The organism is Streptomyces sp. NPDC005963, from assembly GCF_040638655.1.
Classification (GTDB): Bacteria; Actinomycetota; Actinomycetes; order Streptomycetales; family Streptomycetaceae; genus Streptomyces.
The window spans coordinates 473,425-490,534 of record NZ_JBEXVD010000001.1 but is presented as its reverse complement, the minus strand read 5'-3'; the positions used below and the strand labels follow the sequence as shown (position 1 = coordinate 490,534).

At 69.0% G+C, this 17,110-nt stretch carries 17 protein-coding genes and 1 riboswitch; of the genes, 8 read left to right on the top strand and 9 right to left on the bottom strand.

All coding sequences use genetic code 11. The features are described 5' to 3' along the window. Nucleotide 1: 1 nt before the first annotated feature. A complete protein-coding gene (locus ABZ348_RS02040) occupies nucleotides 2-646 on the top strand; it encodes a maleylpyruvate isomerase family mycothiol-dependent enzyme (RefSeq protein ID WP_358928341.1) in 645 nt (214 codons plus the stop codon). Between the two features lie 62 nt (nucleotides 647-708). Continuing rightward, a complete protein-coding gene (locus ABZ348_RS02035; protein WP_358928339.1) occupies nucleotides 709-1,974 on the top strand; it encodes an FAD-dependent monooxygenase in 1,266 nt (421 codons plus the stop codon). A gap of 342 nt (nucleotides 1,975-2,316) precedes the next feature. Here ABZ348_RS02035 and ABZ348_RS02030 read toward each other — a convergent pair whose 3' ends face one another. The 7 genes from ABZ348_RS02030 to ABZ348_RS02000 all read right to left on the bottom strand — a co-directional run bounded on the left by ABZ348_RS02030 (nucleotide 2,317) and on the right by ABZ348_RS02000 (nucleotide 9,388). Next, nucleotides 2,317-3,291 (bottom strand): Gfo/Idh/MocA family oxidoreductase, encoded by a 975-nt coding sequence (locus ABZ348_RS02030; RefSeq protein WP_358928337.1) that lies wholly within the window; start codon nucleotides 3,289-3,291, stop codon nucleotides 2,317-2,319. A 1-nt stretch (nucleotide 3,292) separates the two neighbouring features. Continuing rightward, complete coding sequence (gene ligA, locus ABZ348_RS02025) at nucleotides 3,293-4,600, bottom strand: protocatechuate 4,5-dioxygenase subunit alpha (protein ID WP_358928335.1); 1,308 nt, start codon at nucleotides 4,598-4,600, stop codon at nucleotides 3,293-3,295. Between the two features lie 26 nt (nucleotides 4,601-4,626). Continuing rightward, nucleotides 4,627-5,544: an amidohydrolase family protein gene (locus ABZ348_RS02020; protein WP_358928333.1), complete on the bottom strand. Its 918-nt coding sequence runs from the start codon at nucleotides 5,542-5,544 to the stop codon at nucleotides 4,627-4,629. A 1-nt stretch (nucleotide 5,545) separates the two neighbouring features. Further along, nucleotides 5,546-6,235: a 4-carboxy-4-hydroxy-2-oxoadipate aldolase/oxaloacetate decarboxylase gene (gene ligK, locus ABZ348_RS02015; protein WP_358928331.1), complete on the bottom strand. Its 690-nt coding sequence runs from the start codon at nucleotides 6,233-6,235 to the stop codon at nucleotides 5,546-5,548. Nucleotides 6,236-6,254: 19 nt separating this feature from the next. Beyond that, nucleotides 6,255-7,280 (bottom strand): amidohydrolase family protein, encoded by a 1,026-nt coding sequence (locus ABZ348_RS02010; RefSeq protein ID WP_358928329.1) that lies wholly within the window; start codon nucleotides 7,278-7,280, stop codon nucleotides 6,255-6,257. Between the two features lie 25 nt (nucleotides 7,281-7,305). Then, nucleotides 7,306-8,517 (bottom strand): 4-hydroxybenzoate 3-monooxygenase, encoded by a 1,212-nt coding sequence (locus ABZ348_RS02005; protein ID WP_358928328.1) that lies wholly within the window; start codon nucleotides 8,515-8,517, stop codon nucleotides 7,306-7,308. Nucleotides 8,518-8,620: 103 nt separating this feature from the next. Further along, nucleotides 8,621-9,388 (bottom strand): IclR family transcriptional regulator, encoded by a 768-nt coding sequence (locus tag ABZ348_RS02000; protein WP_358928326.1) that lies wholly within the window; start codon nucleotides 9,386-9,388, stop codon nucleotides 8,621-8,623. A gap of 75 nt (nucleotides 9,389-9,463) precedes the next feature. On the opposite strand from ABZ348_RS02000, the gene ABZ348_RS01995 reads away from it, so the two are divergent. Beyond that, the gene (locus ABZ348_RS01995; RefSeq protein WP_358928324.1) at nucleotides 9,464-10,159 is read left to right on the top strand and encodes a substrate-binding domain-containing protein; all 696 of its coding nucleotides are present in this window, start codon (nucleotides 9,464-9,466) and stop codon (nucleotides 10,157-10,159) included. Nucleotides 10,160-10,465: 306 nt separating this feature from the next. Here the strand turns inward: ABZ348_RS01995 and ABZ348_RS01990 are convergent, their stop codons facing one another. Further along, on the bottom strand, nucleotides 10,466-11,050 hold the full coding sequence (locus tag ABZ348_RS01990; RefSeq protein ID WP_358928322.1) for a dihydrofolate reductase family protein: 585 nt from the start codon (nucleotides 11,048-11,050) through the stop codon (nucleotides 10,466-10,468). 254 nt (nucleotides 11,051-11,304) lie between these two features. Further along, nucleotides 11,305-11,429: riboswitch (cobalamin riboswitch) on the top strand. A gap of 60 nt (nucleotides 11,430-11,489) precedes the next feature. On the opposite strand from ABZ348_RS01990, the gene ABZ348_RS01985 reads away from it, so the two are divergent. The 5 genes from ABZ348_RS01985 to ABZ348_RS01965 all read left to right on the top strand — a co-directional run bounded on the left by ABZ348_RS01985 (nucleotide 11,490) and on the right by ABZ348_RS01965 (nucleotide 15,590). Beyond that, nucleotides 11,490-11,879 (top strand): (2Fe-2S) ferredoxin domain-containing protein, encoded by a 390-nt coding sequence (locus ABZ348_RS01985; protein WP_358928320.1) that lies wholly within the window; start codon nucleotides 11,490-11,492, stop codon nucleotides 11,877-11,879. Between the two features lie 57 nt (nucleotides 11,880-11,936). Then, nucleotides 11,937-12,923, top strand: a complete 987-nt coding sequence (locus ABZ348_RS01980) for an ABC transporter substrate-binding protein (RefSeq protein WP_358928318.1) — start codon at nucleotides 11,937-11,939, stop codon at nucleotides 12,921-12,923. A gap of 104 nt (nucleotides 12,924-13,027) precedes the next feature. Next, nucleotides 13,028-14,029, top strand: coding sequence for an iron ABC transporter permease (locus ABZ348_RS01975; RefSeq protein ID WP_358928789.1), 1,002 nt, complete (start codon nucleotides 13,028-13,030; stop codon nucleotides 14,027-14,029). After that, nucleotides 14,026-14,853, top strand: coding sequence for an ABC transporter ATP-binding protein (locus tag ABZ348_RS01970; RefSeq protein ID WP_358928316.1), 828 nt, complete (start codon nucleotides 14,026-14,028; stop codon nucleotides 14,851-14,853). Before ABZ348_RS01975 ends, ABZ348_RS01970 begins: the two co-directional genes overlap by 4 nt. After that, nucleotides 14,850-15,590 (top strand): (2Fe-2S)-binding protein, encoded by a 741-nt coding sequence (locus ABZ348_RS01965; protein WP_358928314.1) that lies wholly within the window; start codon nucleotides 14,850-14,852, stop codon nucleotides 15,588-15,590. The genes ABZ348_RS01970 and ABZ348_RS01965 overlap by 4 nt, the downstream gene beginning before the upstream one ends. 209 nt (nucleotides 15,591-15,799) lie before the next feature. Here the strand turns inward: ABZ348_RS01965 and ABZ348_RS01960 are convergent, their stop codons facing one another. Continuing rightward, nucleotides 15,800-17,017, bottom strand: a complete 1,218-nt coding sequence (locus ABZ348_RS01960; protein WP_358928312.1) for a hypothetical protein — start codon at nucleotides 17,015-17,017, stop codon at nucleotides 15,800-15,802. Between the last annotated feature and the right edge of the window lie 93 nt (nucleotides 17,018-17,110).

The following is a 17,110-nucleotide window of genomic DNA, read 5'->3' as shown; positions in this document are numbered from 1 at the left end:
TATGAACACACCGCACACCACGCTCGCTTGGATGGCCGAAGGCACGGCGCTGTGCCTCAGGGCCCTCGACGGCCTCGACGAGACCTCGTACGGTGCCCCCTCGCTGCTCCCGGGGTGGTCCCGCAAGCAGGTCGTGGCCCATCTGGCCGGCAACGCGGAGGCCCTGGGAAACCTCGTCCACTGGGCACGCACCGGTGAACCCACACCCATGTACAGCTCGCCGGAGCAGCGCACGGCCACCATCGAATCGGGTGGGACCCTGTCCGGTGACCGGCTCACCGCGTGGTTCACGGACTCCGCGCGAACACTGGCCGACGCCATGGCCACCCTCACCGAGGAACAGTGGTCGGCGCAGGTGGTCACGGTCCAAGGGCGTACGGTGCCGGCCAGCGAGACACCGTGGATGCGTAGCCGTGAGGTCATGGTCCACGCCGTCGACCTGGGCGCCGGGGTGCGGTTCATGGATCTGCCCACCGCGTTCCTCACCGAGCTCCGCGCCGACATCCTGACCAGACGCGGCCAGAACGCCGTTCCCGTCACACACGGACACCCGGCGGACGTGACGGCGTACCTCGCGGGCCGCCCCCACTCCGGTGTCACCACCACCGACGGCGCCCCCGCCGAGCCCCTGCCACCGTGGATGTGACCCAACACGGCCGCGGACAGCGCACCACACTCAGGACCGTACGGAAGACCGAAGGAACGAACATGGGCACCACAGACGGCCACCACCCCGACGCGCTGGTGATCGGCGGCGGAATCGGCGGTCTTTCCGCGGCGCTGGCCCTGGCCCGCACTGCGGTGAACGTCCGCCTCTACGAACAGGCGCCCGGGTTCGGCGAGGTCGGCGCCGGACTTCAGATCGCACCCAACTGCACGCGCATCCTGCATGAGTACGGTCTCCTCGACGAGGCCGTTGCCTTGGGAGTGACGCCCGCGCACATGGTGATGAAGGATGCCGTGGACGCCGCCGAACTGACCCGGCTGGACCTCAAACACCTGGAGCGCCGCTACGGCTTCCCCTACCTGGTGATCCACCGCAGCGATCTGCACGGCCTCCTCCTGCGTGCCTGCGAACGGTTGGGCGTCGAGTTGGTCAACGACGCACGATGCGTGTCGTACGAGAACACCGCGAACGGCGCACGCGTCGCCTTCGCCGACGGCCGGACCGATGAAGCCGAGGTCGTCATCGCCGCGGACGGGCTCCACTCGGTCGCCCGTGCACTCCTCGTGGACGACGAGACGGTCAACTCGGCCTACGTTGCCTATCGTTCCGCCATGCCATCCGAGCAGGTGCGGGGCCATGAAGTGCACGAGAGGGACGTCGTGGTGTACGTCGGACCGCGCTGCCACTTCGTTCAGTACCCGCTGCGCGGTGGAGAGATGTTCAACCAGGTCGCCGTCTTCGAGTCGCCCAAGGCACTGGCCGGCGTGGAGGACTGGGGAACCCCCGACGAGCTCGACCAAGCGTTCAAGGGCACGTGCGACCCCATCCAACGCGGTCTACCGCTCATGTGGCGCGACCGCTGGTGGCGCATGTTCGACCGCGACCCGATCACCACCTGGGTCAACGGCCGGATCGCACTGCTCGGAGACGCCGCCCACCCACCGCTGCAATACATGGCACAGGGCGCCGTCATGGCCATCGAGGACGGTTGGGTCCTGGCCGAGCACGTCCGCGCCCAGCAGGCCCGCCGGTCGGATCGGTCATCCGGTATCGACTGGGAGCAGGCCCTCGCAGCATACGAGGCGGTCCGTCCCGAACACTGCCGCCGGGTGGTCAACACCGCACGCCAGTGGGGCGAACTATGGCATCTCGACGGGGTCGAACGGCTTCAGCGCAATGTGCTGCTGCGCGCCCGCGACACCCACGACTACGCCTTCACCGACTGGATCTACGGCCCCACGGCCCTCACACCGGAAGAGGAACCGGATCTCTACCTGGGGATTCCCTTGGACTCGGTGGAGCTCTGAGCCCATCCCGTAGATTTCGGCCCCCAGCCCTGCCCACGCCCTCAGCTCGACGCCCGTAAGACTGTTCTCGGCGCCCGGGGCCGGCTCTCGGCTCCCCTGCCTTCGCCGCGCGGAAGCACTCGAACCGGTACCTCCTTCCCACTCAGATGCGGAAAGGAGGTACCGGTCCCTCTGCTTGCGCCTGTTCGCGCCCAGCCTGGAACGCCCAGCCTGGAACACCGCACCCAGAGACCGTTGCGGGCTCTGGGTGCGGTGCGGCGGACGGGAGGGATCTCCCGAATCCCCGACGTCGTGATGCGGCCTCTGTGGCACGGGGCGTGACCCGCGCCGCAGAGGCCGTTCTCACAAGACCGGGAAGGCGTCGAGCTGCTCCTCAAGGGCCGCCAGTGTCCGGTAGCAGGGCATCACCTGGGCGATGGAGGCGTTGGGCTCGCGGCCCTCGCGGATGGCGGTGATGAACTCGCGGTCCTGGAGTTCGATGCCGTCCATCGAGACATCGACCCCGCTCACGTCGATCGGCTCGTCCTTCCCAGTGACCAGGTCGTCGTACCGTGCGAGATAGGTGCCGGTGTCGCCGATGTAGCGGAAGAACGTACCGAGGGGGCCGTCGTTGTTGAACGACAGCGACAGGGTGCAGATGGCACCGCTCTCCGTACGCAGCTGGATGGCCATGTCCATGGCGATGCCGAGCTCGGGATGGATCGGGCCCTGGATCGCGTTGGCCTGAACGATCGGCGAGCCGGTCTGGTAGGCGAACAGGTCGACGGTGTGCGCTGCGTGGTGCCACAGCAGATGGTCGGTCCAGGAGCGCGGCTGACCGAGTGCGTTGAGGTTCGTACGGCGGAAGAAGTAGGTCTGCACGTCCAACTGCTGGATGGTGTAGTCACCGTCCTGGACCCGCCGACGTACCCACTGGTGGCTGGGGTTGAAACGCCGTGTGTGCCCCACCATGGCGACGAGTCCGGTGCGCTGTTGTGCCGCCAGGCACGCCTCCGCGTCCGCCAGTGAGGCGGCCAGCGGGATCTCCACCTGGACGTGCTTTCCCGCTTCGAGGCAGGCGAGCGTCTGCGCGGCGTGCATCGGGGTGGGGGTGGCGAGGATGACGGCGTCGATGTCGTCCATCGCCAGCGCCTCTTCCAGGGTTCCGACGCCGCGGCCGACACCCTGCTCGGCGGCGAACTTCCGCGCGCTGTCAAGGGTGCTGCTCACGACGGCGGCCACCTCGACGCCCTTGATCCGCTTCAGGGCCGCTGCGTGCTTGGCGCCGAAGGCCCCGCCTCCGGCCAAAGCGATCCGGACGGTCTGGTCATCAGTCATGTCACTCCTTTGCGGCGGGCCCCGGGGCCCGCAGGTGGTTCTCCACGATCAGGTGGCCGACGGCGGTGTTGGACGCCGGCACGTGGTAGAAGCGGTGCTTGACCTCGATCCGTCCGGAGCCGTCGAGGTCGCTCATCGCCCCGCGGGCGATCAGCCACATGACCAGTTCGATGCCCTCCGAACCCGCCTCTTCGACGTACTCCAAGTGCGGCACCTGCGAAAGACCGACCGGATCCTCGATCAGTCTGTCGAGGAAGGCGTTGTCCCACTCCCGGTTGATCAGGCCGGCGCGAGGGCCCTGCAACTGGTGGCTCATGCCGCCGGTGCCCCACACCTGGACCTTCAACGGTCTGTCGTACGACTCGACCGCCCTGCGCAATGCCTGGCCGAGTGCGAAGCACCGGGCGCCCGAAGGCACCGGGTACTGGACGACGTTGACGTGGAACGGGATCACCCTGCACGGCCACTTCTCGACGTCCCCGAACATCAGCGACAGCGGGACGGTCAGACCGTGGTCGACGGCCATCTCGTTGACGAGGGTGAGGTCGAAGTCGTCCCTGATGAGCGAATGGGCGATGTGTGCGGCCAGATCGGGATCCCCCTCGATGCCGGGGACCGGGCGTGGCCCATAGCCCTCGTCGGCGGTGGGGTAGGCGGCGCCCGTGCCGAGCACGAAGGTCGGGATCAGCGACTGGTCGAAAGCGGTGGCGTGATCGTTGTAGACCAGGAAGATCACATCGGGAAGGTTCTCCCTCTCCCACTGCCGGGAGAACTCGTACCCCTCGAAGACCGGGCTCCAGTAAGGCTCGTCGGTCTTGTCGTGGTCCATCGCCGCGCCGATCGCGGGTACGTGCGAGGTGAACACCGCCCCGGTGACCGTGGCGTGCTCCGCCGGGGGCACCGGATCGGCGTACGCCGCTTCGAGGACCGCGTGGTCGATCCGGTTGCCCTCGACGGGCCGGCCGCCGCCGACCATCATGCCCCGGTACTCCTGCTCGGTCATGCCGGTCATCGAGCCCGCCATCTGCTGGAACGACAGTCCCAGCGTCGCGCCCCACTTGGCGAGGAAGTAGATGTTGCCGCCCTCGTCCATCGCGGCGTTGAGATCGCGGTCGAGCAACGCCCGCTTCTGCTCCTCCCGAAGGGGCCAGGCGTCCAGATAGGCGCGCTCGTCGGCGAGGTAGAGGGCGCGGTTCTCCGCGGTCATCAGCGACATGCAGAACTGGTTGAGGTGGTACCCCTTGGCGGACTGCTCGGCGTCGAAGACGGTGGTCCCCGGCACCAGTTTGTAGGTCTTGTCCAGTGACATGGTGGGGCTCCGATCGTGGTGGTGCGTCAGTCGGCGTCCGGCCAGTAGAGGCGCATCGGGTTGTCGACGAGGAGCTTGCGTTGTAGTCGTGGCGTTGGTGCGATGTGCGGGATGAAGTCGACGAGCAGGCCGTCGTCCGGCATGTGGCCGGTGAGATTCGGGTGCGGCCAGTCGGTGCCCCACAACACCCGGTCGGGGAACTCCTCGACCACGCGGCGGGCGAAGGGGACGACGTCACGGTAGGCACGCTGCTCCCCGTCGAGCGCGGGCGGGCCACTCATCGACAGACGCTCCGGGCAGGTCACCTTGCACCAGATGTCCGCCCGCGCCCGCATGAAGTCCAAGAAGGCCCCGAACTCCGGGCCGTGCGGGTCCTTGGTGACATCGGGCCTGCCCATGTGGTCGATGACCAGCGGGACCGGGATCGAGAGGAAGAAGTCGCGCAGGTCGGCGAGGTCGGCCGCCTCGAAATAGACGACGACGTGCCAGCCGTAGGGCGCGATCCGCTCGACGACGTCCCACAGGTCCTGCTGCGGTGCCGCGTCGACGAGCCGCTTGACGAAGTTGAAGCGCACGCCGCGGACTCCGGCGCCGTGCAGCTCCCGCAGTTGTGCGTCCGAGATCCCGGGTCGCACCGTCGCAACACCCCGGGCCTGGCCCCCCGCGGCCCGCAGAGCGTCGGTCATGGCACTGTTGTCGGCTCCGTGACAGGTCGCCTGTACCACGATGTTGCGGGCGAAACCCAGGCGGTCACGCAGTGCGAAGAGCTGCGCTTTAGACGCGTCGCAGGGCGTGTACTTGCGCTCGGGGGCAAAGGGGAACTCCGCGCCCGGGCCGAAGACGTGGCAGTGTGCGTCGACGGCGCCCTCGGGCATCTCGAACTGCGGCCGGCTCGGATCGGTGTACCAGTCCAGCCAGCCGGGGGTCTTCTCGAAGGCCGTCATCTCAGTCCTCGTACCGCAGTCCGAGCTCGGCCAACGGGCCGCGCATTTTGTACATGTCCAGGCCGAGTTCGCCCCCGCGGAACCGTACGCGCTTGCTCTCCTCATTGGCCTCGCGCCCGGCTGAAGCCTCGGCGACCTCGGCCGCCCGCTCACGCGGCACCACCACGACTCCGTCACGGTCCGCCACGACGACATCACCGGGCCTGACCAGGGCGTTGGCACAGACCACCGGCACGTTGACCGAGCCGAGCGTGGCCTTGACCGTGCCCTTGGCGTTGATGGACCTGGCGAAGACCGGAAAGTCCATCTCCTCCAGGTCGGCCACGTCGCGCACACCGCCGTCGATGATCAGACCCCCGCATCCCCGGGCGCGGAACGAGGTGGCGAGCAGCTCGCCGAAGAAGCCGTCCTCGCTCTCGGTCGTGCAGGCCGCGACCACGACGTCACCTTCGCGGATCTGCTCCGCGGCTACGTGGAACATCCAGTTGTCGCCGGGCTGGAGCAGGACGGTCACCGCCGTACCGCACAGCCGGGCCCGGGAGTAGACGGGGCGCAGATAGGGGCGCATCAGTCCCACCCGGCCCATGGCCTCGTGGATCGTCGCGACACCGAATGCGGACAGTGCGGTGACGGCTTCGGGGTCGGCGCGGGTGATCGAGGTGTGGACGACACCCAGCTCGGTGTGTTGCACGGGTTCTTCTCCTGCGATGTCAGTGGACGTTGGTGGCGGGGCCGGCGGTGAGTCGGGGGTACACACGCAGTGCGTTGTCGCTGTAGACGGCAGTGCGTTCCTCGTCGGTGAGGTTCGAGGTGGCCTCGACGTACCGTCTGGTGTCGTCGAAGTGGTGATGGGTGCGTGGGTCGATGTCGCGGACCGCGCCGATCATCTCGCTGGCGAACAGGATGGATCGGCTGGGGATGACCTGGGTGAGCAGGTCGATGCCGGGCTGGTGGTAGACGCAGGTGTCGAAGAAGACGTTGTCGAGCAGCGTCTCGGGGTCCGGTCTGCCCAGTGCCATCGCCAGACCGCGGAACCGGCCCCAGTGGTAGGGCACCGCGCCGCCGCCGTGTGGGATCACGAATCGCAGCGTGGGGAAGTCGGCGAACAGGTCGCCCTGGACCAACTGCATAAACGCCGTGGTGTCGGCGTTGAGGTAGTGGGCGCCGGTGGTGTGGAAGACCGGGTTGCACGAGGTGCTGACGTGGATCATGGCGGGGATGTCGTACTCGACCAGCGCCTCGTAGATCGGATACCAACTGCGGTCGGTCAGCGCGGGCGCGGTCCACCTGCCACCCGATGGATCGGGGTTGAGGTTGATTGTCACCGCGCCGAGTTCCTCGACCGCACGGCGCAGCTCCGGCAGGCAGGTCGCGGGATCGACGCCCGGTGACTGCGGCAGCATCGCGCCCGTTGCGAAGCGGTCGGGGTAGAGCGTGCTGACGCGGTGGACCAGGTCGTTGCAGATGCGCGCCCACACCGAGGAGACCGCGAAGTCGCCGATGTGGTGGGCCATGAAGCTGGCCCGCGGGGAGAAGATCGTCAGATCGATGCCGCGTTCGTCCATGAGCCGCAGCTGGTTGCTCTCGATCGCCTGCCGCAGGTCCTCGTCGGTGATGACCAGGTCGTCGGGATCGGGGGCGTCCGCCGGGGTGCCGATCGCGGCGATCTGCCGATCCCGCCACTGCCCCAGTTGCGGCGGCGCGGTGGTGAAATGGCCGTGACAGTCGATGACCATGTGCGTGCTCCTGTTGTTTCTCGGGTCACCCCAGGGCGCTGGCGGGCCAGCCGGTGTACTGCTCGGCGAGGTAGGCGCGTCCGCCGCGGGTGCTCACCACGTTGTCGAGCTCGCCGAGCTGGCGCCGCAGGTCGAACGCAGTGCCGCCGGGCGCGGTGTGCAGCAGTTGGGTCATCCAGGAGGAGAAGTTCTGGGCCCGCCAGACCCGCTGGAGAGCGCGCGGTTGGTACTCGTCCAACGCGGCGTCGCCCGTGCTGCCGAGTGCCTTCAGCAGGACGTCGGCGAGCACCTTCACATCGTGCAGTGCGAGGTTGAGCCCGCGGGCGCCGGTCGGTGGCACCGTGTGTGCGGCATCGCCCGCGAGTGCCATCGAGCCCCAACGCATCGGCTCCTGTACGAACGAGCGGAACCGCAACACCGTCTTCTCAAGGATCGGTCCCTCCATGAGGCGGAATCCGTCCCGGCCGGCAACCCGGGCCTGGAGCGTCTCCCAGATGCGGTCGTCCTGCCACGCGTCGGCTGACTCGTCCGGGTCGCACTGGAAGTACATCCGCTGCACGGTCTCGGTGCGCTGGCTGATCAGGGCGAACCCGTGCTCCGAGTGGGCGTAGACCAGTTCGGGCGCACTCATCGGCGCCTCGGCCAGGATGCCGAACCATGCGAAGGGGTACTCCTTGCCGTAGCGCACCCGTCGCTTCTCGGGCACCAGATCGCGGCACGTGCTGCGCGATCCGTCCGCACCGACCACGTACCGTGCCCGGATCTCGTGGCGGGTCCCATCGGGCGCGGTGAAGCGGACCCGGGGAGCGCTGGTTGCGACGTCGAGGACCTCGGTGTCCGCGACACCGAAGTGGACGGTGCCGCCGTCGCGGGCGCGGGCGTCGGCCAGGTCGATGAACACGTCGGTCTGTGGGTAGAGCCACACCGATTCGCCCACCAGTTCCTTGAAGTGGATGCGGTGCGGTCGACCGTCGAACCGAAGCTCGATGCCCTCGTGCTCATGGCCGTCGCGCAGGATGCGGTCACCCACGCCGGTTTCGACCAGATCCCGGGCCGCATCGGCCTCAAGGATGCCGGCCCGTTGCGTCATCTCGATCTCATGCCGGGAGCGGGTGTCGATCGCGATGGCCGAAACCCCCGCCCGTCCGAGCAGGTGCGCCAGCATCAGGCCCGCTGGCCCCGCACCGACGACAGCGACGGGAACCGAAGCGACGGTATCGACGGCGGCGTCGGCCATGACATCTCCTGAGCGGCTGCGAACGTTCCGAACACCCCGAACGTTGACACCCCCGGTCGCACCCGGTCGCCGGTGTTTCCGTCAGGCGGAAGACCGCTCGATGTCAGAGGGCCGTGCGAGCACGCCGTCCGAGCTCGTCGGAGATTCCCTGAACGGCCTGGTGGAGCGGCCTGCGCAGCCCGCCCGCACGGCTCGCACTCCGGGCCGCGATGACGATTCCCAGAGCGGCGCTGACCGGCCCGGCCCGGCCGATCCGCACCGGTGCGGCCACGGCGACCGTGTCCTCGGAGAGCTGTCGGTCACTGATGAAGACCTGCTCGCGGCGAATGCCGTCCAACTGTGCGCGCAACGTCTTCGGATCGGTGACGGTGTGCGGGGTCCAGGCCCGCAGCGGCGACTCAAGGACTTCCTCCTGGAGGTCCGGTGGTGCGTGCGCCAACAGCACCCGGCCCATACCGGTGGAACTGATGGGAAACCTGCTCCCGACCATCGTCAGGAGCTGCACGGATCGATGCCCGGCGATCCGTTCGACGAACACCAGCTCAGTGCCCTCGCGCACGGCGAGCTGGATGTTCTCGTGCGTCGCCTCGTAGAGGTCCTGCATAAACGGCAGTGCCACATCGCGCAGGATCTGGGTACGCGGGCATCCGGAGGCGATCTCCCAGAGTCTCAGCCCGATGTGCCACGATCCGTCCTCTCCGCGTTCCAACGCCCCCCATTCCGCCAGTTCCGCGACCACGCGATGCGCGGTGCTCAGGGCCAGTCCCGTGCGCTGAGCGATCTGGGACAGCGTCTGGGACGGGCGCTCGCGATCGAAGGCGGCGAGGACCTGGAGGACCTTTCCAGCCGCTGTGCTGTGGGTTGTGCTCACGTGGAAAGTCTCGCAGACCGGCGTTGAGCTGCTCGATCGCGCGCCGTACCATCTGCCCGACAGCAAGGAGGAGACGTGGAACAACAGATTTCTGGGCTGTCCTCGATGGCGACGCGGCCGGTGGTGACCGAGCTTTCCGAACGCATCCGACTCGACCACAGGATCCCGGTGCACTTCGCATCCGCGGGCGGGATCGAGATCGCCCGCAGGGTGCGCGGGGGCGCCGGGGCGGACCTGCTCGTGCTCGCCCATGCAGCGCTGGCCCAGTTGGAAGCGGAGGGTTTCCTCCTCGGCGGTACGGTCCGTCCGCTGTGGGTCTCCCAGGTCGTCGCCGCCGTGCCGAAGACAGCATCGGTTCCGTCATTGGAGTCGGAAGCCGACCTGCGGGCCGCCCTGCTGAGCGCGCAGAGGATCGCCTACTCCACCGGCCCCAGCGGCACGGCGCTCGTCGATCTGATCACCCGTCTGAACCTCACCGGAGTGCTCCATGACCGGCTCGTCCAAGCACCGCCGGGCGTTCCCGCGGGCAGTCTGCTGTCGTCGGGCCGGGCCGACCTGGCCTTCCAACAGCACAGCGAGCTGATGGACCTGCCGGACGTCGTCGTCATCGGACCGCTGCCGGGCGACACCGCGATCAGCTCGACGTTCAGCGGGGCCGTACTGGCCACCTCCGCCCAACCGGGCCTGGCCCGGGACGTCCTCGACTTCCTCGGCTCCGACGCGTCGACGAAGATCGCCCGCGCCAGAGGCATGCACTCGGCCGCGGGCTAGAAGATCGGTTAGCCGGGGCCGGCCCGATGACCGTGGACTGCGACGGCTGCCAGAGAGGTGCGGATGGCGTCGGTTCCGGGCATGGGTGCGCACTCCTTCAACAGCTTCGCGGCTGTGGTCGATACCGAGGTGGACACACTGGCCGGCGTTCATGGACACCATGACACGGGGGTCTGACAGAAGCTCAACAGAGAGACCGCTCCACGGGATTGAGCCCACACGGCTTCCTCTCAGGGCGTCGCCGCCCTCCCCATGGGAGCAGTGGGGCGAGCCGGGGGCGTGGAGGAGATCTGATGGGCAAGCACATCAGACGTGGGGAGTGGGCCGATAGACGAGTTCTTGGATGTGGCGGTCGAGCGTCCTGTGCTCGATCAGCTCAAGGTCGAAGTCGGCAGCCCCCTGGAAGACGGGGGCGGAACCCGTCTGACCGGTGATGACCGGGAAGATCGTCAGCTGTACGCGGTCGACCAGCCCGGAGGCCAGCAGCGCCCGGTTCATCGACAGGCTGCCGTGTGAGCGCAACGGTACCGCGGACTCCTCCTTGAGCCGGGCAACGACGTCGACGGCATCGCCGCGCACGACGTTCGCGCCCCCCGGCCAGTCGAGGGGTTCTACCAGCGTCGTCGACACCACCGTCATCGGCAGGCTCCGCATCCGCGTGACCCACGGGTCACCCCCACCGGAGCCCTCGGCGCCCGGGCCCAGCAGCTCCACGAACTCCCGGTAGGTGTTGGCCCCGAGGACCATCCGCTGCTCCGGGCCGTACTGGGCGAGGCGGTGGTCGAGGAGCTCGGGTCCCTGCTTGCCCCAGTAGCCGCCCCAGTCCCCACCGCTGTAGGACCCGAAGCCGTCCAGGCTGGAGAAGACGTCGAATGTGTAGGTGACCGTCATCGTGCTCTCCTTGAGTGCTGTTCGATGGGACTCGCTGGTACGGACCCGACTCCATGCCGAGACTCATCGCCGCGCACATCCTTCCCGGATCCACCACCTGATCCGGGAAGGATCAGGGGGCGGCGCGCCGTCGAGCAGTGGATTCCGCCACCCGGCGGGCGTCTTCGCCGTGTGACCTCCGCTTCAACTGCGGCCCAGGCATACGATCCGGCGGCGCGGTCTGTCATGATGACGCCGAAAGGCGACGGCGGATCGAGGAAACCGGTGTGAATCCGGTGCGGTCCCGCCACTGTGATCGGCGAGCGGACCCCGAACAGACCACTGCCCCTACGCGGGTGGGAAGGCCGGGGCGAGCCTTGACCCGAGAGCCAGGAGACTCACGCGGTCGCCTCCTCGACAGAACTGGGGCGGATCTCCCCAGAGGGGAGGGTGAGTCGGGATGCCCGAAGGGCAACGTTCCGGGACTCCGGTGCCGTGCCGGGTCGTCGTGTGCCGGGACTGCTGCTGCGGCAGCGCAAAGGTGACCGGTGTCGATCACGCGGCGCAGGTCGCCGTGCTGAGCCGGGACCTGCCGGTACGGATCTCCGAGTGTCTGGACGTCTGCGACCAGGCGAATGTGGTCGTCGTCCAGCCCTCCGCCGCGGGACGTGCCGCCGGTGCCCGTCCTGTCTGGCTCGGCCTCGTCAACGACTCAGCCGCGACCGACGACATCGTCGACTGGGTACGGGCGGGCGGCCCCGGAGTGGCCCCGCTGCCGGAGATCCTCGGTCTGTACGCCTTCGATCCGCCACGGCGGGTCCGTGGAGCGTCCTCCGCCGACCCTCGCTGAACCCTTCCAACCGACCGCGGCGCATCAGGCGTCCGCGGTGAGAGGACCGACCACATCATGGCAAGACGCTCCCTGTCCCTGCTGGCCGCTGCTGCCTTCCTGGTGGCGGGCTGCGGTGGCGGCACATCGACCGACCGGGACGATCCGGCCGCCTCGGGATCCGCAGCCGAGGGCTTCCCCGTCACCGTGACCAACTGCGGGGTGAAGACGACCTACGAGCGTCCGCCGCAGCGCGCGGTGACGCTGAACCAGCACGCAACGGAAGTGCTGCTGGCCCTCGGTCTGGAGAAGTCGATGGTGGGCACCGCCTATCTCGACGACAAGATCCTCCCCGAGTACCAGGAAGCCTACGAGGGGATCAAAGTGCTCTCGAAGGAGTACCCCTCCTTCGAGGTACTGCTCAACGCCGAACCGGACTTCGCCTACGCCGGGTTCGCGAGCACCTTCGACGAGAAGGAGGGCCGCAGCCGGGCCGCGCTCGCCAAAGCGGGCGTCGACTCCCACCTCAATGTGGAGGAGTGCCCGTCAGGGCCGGTGACGATGGCGATGATTGGCGAGGAACTCCGCGGCATCGGGAAGATATTCGGGGTTCCGGAGCGGGCGGAGCGCGAGGTCAAGAAGGCCGAAGCGACGCTCGGCACGGTCGACAAGAAGCTCGGCGCGGTCGATGCGCTCAAGGTGTTCGTGTACGACAGCGGCGACAAGACGGCGTTCACCGCGGGCGGTGCGGGCGTCGGCAACGAGATGATCAAGGAGGCGGGCGGGGTAAACGTCTTCGCCGATCTGGACAAGCAGTTCGGCGACGTCTCGTTCGAGCAGGTCGCCGAACGCGCCCCCGAGGTCGTCGTGATCTATGACTACGGGGACCAACCCCTGGCGGCCAAGAAGAAGTTCCTGTTGTCACACCCGGCGCTCCAGGACGTGCCCGCCATCAAGAACAAGCGGTTCGCCGTGCTCCCGTTGTCGTCGACCGTGCTCGGGGTGCGGGTACCGGCGGGCGTGGAGTCGCTGGCCCGTCAGCTGCACCCGGACCGTTTCCAGTGACGGGCGCCCCCCGGGCCTCGGGAAACGTTGTCCTCGACACCGTCGCCGAGGCTCCCGGGCCGGGCACCGCCGCGGCGGGCGGCCGGGGCCGGCCACCGTACGGGCTGGTGCTCGCCGTGCTGGCTGCCCTGGTGGTCCTCGCGGCGACCGCAGGGATCGCGGTCGGATCCATCAAGGTCCCGGCCGGGCAGGTCTGGGCGATCGTTCTGCACCACGTGCATCCTGGACTCGCCGAGGTCACCTGGACCCCGGTCCGCGAGACGATCGTGCTGGACGTACGGCTGCCCCGGGTGCTGCTGGCCGGGGTGGTCGGCGCGGGCCTCGCCGTCTCCGGCATGGCGCTCCAAGCGCTCGTCCGCAATCCGCTGGCCGATCCGATGCTGCTGGGAGTCTCATCGGGCGCATCGGTCGGCGCGGTGTCGGTACTGGTCCTCAACATCACCGTGTTCGGGTTTGTGACCCTGCCGGTGGCGGCCTTCGCCGGGGCACTCGCGGCGCTGGTCGCGGTGTACTTCCTGGCCAGGTCGGGCGGTCGGATGACCACGATCCGGCTGGTGCTGGCGGGGGTCGCGACGGCGGAGGTGCTCTCCGCGCTGGCGAGTTTCCTGATCGTCACCTCCAACGACCCGCACAAGACCCAGTCGGCTCTGCGGTGGATGCTCGGCGGCCTGGCGGGCACGACCTGGCCGATGGTGTGGCTACCTGCCGTGGTGGTGCTCGCCGGTACGGCGGTGCTGCTCGGGGTGACCCGCCCGCTGAATCTGTTGCTGGCCGGTGAGGAGGCGGCGACCGCGCTGGGGCTGGATGTGCACCGGTTCCGTGCCGCGCTGTTCACCCTGGTGGCGTTGATGATCGGCACCATCGTGGCGGTCAGCGGGCAGATCGGGTTCGTCGGGTTGATCATGCCGCATGTGGTGCGGCTGCTGGTGGGCGCCGACCACCGCCGGGCGCTGCCCGCAGCGGCGCTGCTGGGCGCGGCGTTCCTCATCATGACGGATCTGGCCGCACGGACCCTGATGAGCCCGGAGGAGGTGCCCGTCGGCATCCTCACGGCGCTCGTCGGCGGACCGTTCTTCCTCTGGCTGATGCGACGGAGGACCTCATGACGACACCGCTGACGGGGCATCAGGGCCGTACGCCCGGTCTGCTCGACCTCCAAGAGGTGTCGGTGGTCATGGGCGGCCGGGCGCTGGTGGACGGAGTCTCGCTGCGCGTGGCACCGGGGGAGGTGGTCGGGCTCGCGGGTCCCAACGGCGCCGGCAAGTCGACCCTGTTGCGCACGGTGTACCGGACACTGCGTCCCACATCGGGTCGGGTCCTCCTGGACGGCGACGATGTGTGGGGACTGCCCGGCAAACGGTTGGCGCGGCGGCTCGCCGCCGTTCTCCAGGAGAGCGCCGGGGACTTCGAACTGTCCGTGTACGACGTGGTCGCGATGGGCCGGACCCCGCACAAGCGGGCGTTCGCCGGTGATGACGCCGACGACCGGGCGGTCGTCGCGGACGCGCTGGCACGCCTCGATGTGACACCGCTGGCCCCCGTGCCGTTCGAACGGCTCTCCGGAGGGGAGAAGCAACGGGTACTGATCGCCCGCGCGCTCGCCCAGCGCACCGGGACCATGGTGCTGGACGAACCGACGAACCATCTGGACCTGCGTCATCAGTTGGATGTGCTGCGGCTGGTGCGTCAGCTGGGGGTCACGACCTTGGTCGCCCTGCACGACCTCAACCTCGCCGCCGCGTTCTGCGACCGCATCTGTGTCATGGAGGCCGGCCGGGTGGTCGCGCTCGGTTCCCCCGCCGAGGTGCTGACGACCGGACTGCTGGCGGACGTCTACCGGGTCGAGGCGGAGGTCACCGCGCACCCCCGTACCGGTACCCCGCACATCACCCTGCTGACAGATGCGGAACAGCTGCCGGACCGGACATGACGGCGTCCCGAGCCCACCGGGCACCCAAGACGCCTCCGAGCACGGAGGTAGAGGCCGCGCTGCGCGACGTGGCTGGGCTGGGCGGCTTCTTCGCGGTACGGCTGGGCGGCCCGGACCGGGGTTGGCACCCCGTCACCGAGTCGTACGCCCGCGGGTTCCCGGACCTGGTCGCCGCGACGGCGGCCCGGCACCGCAGCCCCGAGCCGCGGCTCGGGGCGTCGATAGCCCAACTCGGGCACGCGGCCCGGCTGTGGTCACCGGTGCTGGCGTGCACGGTCCTGCACGGAATCGTCCCCGATCTGTCGGGGCTCCAGCGTGCGGACGAGGGCCCGGCCCTACGGCTGCCCCACGCCACCGGACAGTACGCGCAGCGGGTGCCCCGGCTGGCCGAGGAGCTGTACGGATCCGTGATGACGGGGCAGCTGGATGTGCTGCGGGACGGGCTGCGGGTGAAGGTGGCGCCCCGGCTCCTCGACGGCAACGCGGCGTCCGCACTGGTCGAGGCGAGCCGGGCGATCCTCGCCGCCCATCCCGGTGTGCGGGGGCCGCTCACCGCCCTCGTGGACGAGTTGCTGCGCACCCGGCGTCTCGCCGGTACCGGCCAGGTCACCGGCCCGCAGCTGACGTTCAGGCGCCGCAGTTGCTGTCTCTACTACCGGGCCCCGGCGGGCGCCAAGTGCGGAGACTGCGGCCTCCTCGACCGCACCGCCGACGGTGCCCGGGACGCCGCCGACTGACCGGGCAGGGGGCCGTCGTGATTCCTGGACGCATGCGCATCGCGGGTTGGACATCACCGCGATTTCGTACGAGTAACGGCGCGCGCATGGTGGAGAACAGCCGCGGCGTGCGGCTGACCGCGAAATCCGTGCAGGGACGTTCGCAGGTGCGTCAGCGCCTGATCCGCCGGGATCAGATGCAGACTCGGATAGTGGTCGAGGAACGTGTGCTAGTGGACGCACGCCTCCTCCAGCCGGCCCAGGGGCAGCAGTGTCGAAGCGAGCCGGACATGGGTCAGAGCGGTTGACCTGCGTCGACCTTCGGCGCGGGACGCGGCCGATGAGGTGAGGGCCTGCGCGGCTTGGGCGTTGTCCCCGAGGGCGAGAAGGGCCAGACCACGTTGGTAGTCGAGGCCGGGACGGGTGTAGGCGCTGAAGGGGCCGGGCGGGCTGGTCGCCCGGCTGTGCTGCGTTTCGGCGGCCGAGAGGTCGATGACGGCCTGCCGTCGGTCCTGGGCATGGGCGTGCGTGACGGCCCGCTGGCTCAGGAGGAATGCCAGCGTGGACGGGTCGGTGGACTGCCCCGCGGTCTGTATCGCGGTGTCGGCGAGCTGCCGTGCCCGCGTCGAAAATCCCAGGCGCAGGGCTTGGAGGCTCATGGCCCGCAGGGTGATCGCGTAGAGACGCCGGTCGTCGGCTTCGCGGGCGAGGCTCAGGGCGGCGGTGAAGTAGCGCTGGGCCAGGGCGGGCTGGCCGGTGTCCATCGTCATGCGCGCCATGATGTGGGTGAGCTGGGCCGCCCCGGTGAAGAGGCCGCGGCGCGGTTCGGGTCGCGCGGGGGCGATCAGGAGGCGGCTGACGTCGTCGGTGAGGTAGGCCGCCAGCATCGAACGGGCGTGGGCGCCCCCGTAGCGTTCCAAGAGATCGGCGAACAGCTTGGACATGTCCTGGAGCCGCTGGACGTCGTCCGATGTGACCGGGGTGCCTCCGTCGTGTGGGCGCGCAGCGGTGGGGGTTTCGGGATTCCAGGCGGTCGATGCGATCGCGGTCAGGCGGTACACGGATCCGGTGAGCGGGGTGCGGCGGGCCGGGTCGGCGTCCGCACGGCTGAGAGCGGTCAGCCACTCCACGACGTCGTTCGTTTCGGGGGGTTCCGCATGTGGTGATCCGTCGGTGCCTTCGACCGAGGGGGAGGGCCGCGCCAGGCCGGTCTCCTCGGCTGTGACCAGACGCCCCAGGCGACGCGTCAACGCGGAGGCGACCAGGTCGGGTACGGGTGACCTGGGGCGGGATCCGGTGAGCCAGTGGGCGACCGAGGTGCGGTCGTATCGCAGCGTCAGACCCTGGGCCCGCCCCAGATGGTTGATGGTCCGTGCCAGTTCCGCCGGATTCCAGTCGGCCTCGCTGAGGAGGACTGCGAGCAGGCGGTTGGGATGATGGCGTGCCATGCCTCTGCCCTTCCTGAAGTGGTCACGCAACGCCGCCCGGATCTGCGGGGCTGGCGTTCAAGCATGGAGCAAAGCCGGTCGTGATCGGGAACC